Genomic DNA, 3,243 nt, shown 5'->3' on the forward strand with positions numbered 1-3,243 from the left:
TACTGACGGTGAGAAGATTTATCTCGACACGAAGAAGATGAAGCCAGAGACACCGCTGCATGAGTATACCCACTTGTGGTGTGACATGCTGCGCCGTGTGAATCCCAAGGAATGGGAGAATGTGAAGAAGCTCTTTGATAAGGTGGATGGTCTGAAGGATGAGGTGCAGAAGCTGTACCCCGAACTGGAAGGCGACGCCTTGTATGAGGAAATGATTACTACCTACTCAGGACGCGAGGGCACGAAGAAGCTTGAGGACGTGGTGAGAAAGCTTGCTGCAGAGGAAGGCAAGAGCGTGACTGAGAGCGCGAAGGCAAAGGGATTCCTGGAAAAGGTAAAGGAGGCTCTGACAAAGTATTGGAAGGGCGTGGCTGATGTGCTTGGCATTCACTTTACTACGGCTGAGGAAGTGGCAGACAAGGTGCTGGCAGACTGGGCAAAGGGAGTAGACCCGAGGGAGAGTGAAGAAGCCAATGGCGAGGGTGGCAATAAGCCTTCCGAAGCCTCTTTGGGCCTTCCTAAGCCATTGGGTGAGAAGGGCGCTTCTGCGCAGGTGGGTGAAGAACCTTCGAAGACAAATCCGTTGGCTTGGTTGGCGCATACTGCAGAAATGTTCAAAGACGAGCAGGTGCAGAAGGCTAAGGACGGACTGGTAAAGGCTAAGGAGAGTGGTGACGCTGAAGAGATAAAGCGTGCTACCGCCGATATGAAGCAGGCGATGGAAACTAAGCTGAGAGGAAACGGCATCGGCTTGGTGGAGCGACGTAGGATTATCGGCCGTGAGATTGGAAAGATTCTTGGCGAGGAAGCAGGCAAAGCAGAAGCCGAGAAGATAGACAAACCTTGGGCTGACATGGAGTTTGACGAGCAGGTAGCCGAAACCGAGAAGAAACCTCTTGATGCTGACGAGATTAAGAACTCTGATTGTGATGGCGTAGACAAGGCAAACGCCGTGGCCTATCTCAACGGAGACAAGAATATTATTAACACATTATCTTATTTAACAGTTTACGACAATGTTAGGAATAGAGAACGAGATTCTGTACCAAGTAGCGGAACAGAAGACGGAACACAGTTGGATGCTGCCGATAATGCAGGCGGCGAAGGATTGGGACGAACTGACAGCCGACCACAAGGAGTGGATAGCGGACAACTGGGTGGAAGCGAAGGTGACGGAAATCCTGAAAGAGGAGAATCTGTACAGTCAGGAGAACGAGTATCTGGCGGAGAGAGTGGCAAGGTACACGCTGCTACTGTTGTTGGAGAACAGGGCGGTGAGCAAGTTCACGGAGGAGCATCCAGAGTGGAACCAGTATCTACTGGAGGTACTAAGCCCAGAGGAAGCCGTGGAGTACGTGGCACGGGACGTGATGTACGTGAGCGAGGAAATGAAGGAAGTGGCAACTTTAGTGATGAAAAAGCTGGTGAAGCTACCGGCGGACGAGGCATTGATAGCCGAAATCTGTCAACAGTAGAACAGATAGACAAGGAAATCAGCGACACTCAGTCGTTGGTTGACGATTTGTTCAACAGCCTTTTTGACGGAAGAACCAAGGGCAGTATCATAAGCGACCGTACAAACGCTTCTATCATTCCTTTGGCAAGCAACCATCTGTTGGGCAAGCTTGGTATCAACAAGCAGAAGATGGCCGTGTACAAGCAGTTGATTCCTGCGCTGACAAAGTTGGGCTATCTCCACATCAAGAAGGGCGTTGTGAAGCTTAACGACTGGATAGATGCCATGAAGGGCAGCTTCGGCGGTCACTTAACAAAGCTCGGCCTTAGCGATGAGGAGGTGTATGACTACATCAAGAACATGTGGAACTCCAACATCGAGGTTGACGGTGTGACCCATAAGCTTAGCGAATGGGCAAGCATTCTCGGAACGGAGCGCATGAAGAAGGAGATAGCTACGCCAAATGCCGAGAAGTACAAGCGTCAGGTGGCCGCCGAGCCTATCAAGGTGAAGATAGGCGACAAGAAGAATATCGAGGAGACTCTGCCTTATCTGCTACCCCAACAGCAGGAAGACGTACTGAGAGCGGAGACGCAGTTCTTCGGCAATGAGCACGCGGACAGAGAGCACGCCTACGGCAAGGGATATATGTTCACCAATGGAACTGGTACGGGCAAGACATTTACGGGACTTGGCGTTGCGAAGCGACTTGTGAAGCAAGGCAAGGGACGTATCCTTATCGTGACACCGAGTCAGAAGAAGGTGAGCGACTGGATAAAGGGCGGACGCAACCTGAATATGGAGATTCGCGACCTTGACGACTGGGCTAAGGAGCGTGGCACTACTGCTACTACAGAGAGCGGTGAGGGCGTAGTGATAACCACATTCGCCAACTTCGGCGTGAATAAGAAACTGCTGGAAACCAAGTGGGATGCTGTGATATACGACGAGAGCCACCGTATCATGGAGAACAAGAATGGTACGGAGACGGCACGCAGTATGCAGCACTACATGGTGACGAACAGAAGCGAGAACCACTGTTTCTTGAGATTGCAGGAGACGAACAAGGACTATCAGAAGATGAAAAGCCTTGGTGAGCGGTTTGACGCTGAGCGCGGCAAGGAAGTGAAACGTATACAGGACGAATACAAAGCGAGTCACCCGAGCGCGACACCACGTGACGTAGCTTATGCTACAAGCAGAATGTTGCCGAAGGAGAGAAACGGATTTACTCCTGGGGATTATGCCAGCTTCCCGAAGCTTGGCAAGATACACGCCGAGTTTGTGAAGGCATTGAGCCATTACACAAACGAAGTGGAGCCTAAACTTAAAGCGCAGGCAAAGAACGAGTGGAAGGACACGAAGACAATCTTCCTATCGGCAACACCGTTCAACACTCGTGAGAACCTTGACTATGCGGAAGGTTACATCTTCAAGTATCCCGAAGTGGAAAAAGGCGGAAGAATTAGCGGACGCACACAGTTCTATCTTGACCATTTCGGTGCTGCATACAAGTTCCGCTACAACAGACTGGAGCAGAGCACAAGCAACCCCGAGGCTGTAGCCAAGCAGGAGATTGAGTTCTCGGACTATCTGCAAGATACGTTAGGCACTATGAGCGGACGCATCATAGACAGTCCGTATGACTATTCGAGAGACTTCCCGACGGTATCTCCCGACCATGCAGAGGAGTTCAACCAAGCTGTGCAGGATGCCGTAAGAGGACACGGAGTGTTGGCAGACGCTTACCGTAGGACGATAGGCGACTATAATTATGGCAGCGCTCT

The 3,243-nt window shown here is 51.1% G+C and carries 1 protein-coding gene; it reads left to right on the top strand.

What is annotated here, in order from left to right; all coding sequences use genetic code 11:
- Window positions 1-3,243, top strand: a 3,243-nt coding sequence (locus I6E38_RS14475; RefSeq protein WP_235394650.1) for a DEAD/DEAH box helicase family protein, incomplete at both ends; no start/stop codon positions are given.

The organism is Leyella stercorea (assembly GCF_021531355.1).
Classification (GTDB): Bacteria; Bacteroidota; Bacteroidia; order Bacteroidales; family Bacteroidaceae; genus Prevotella.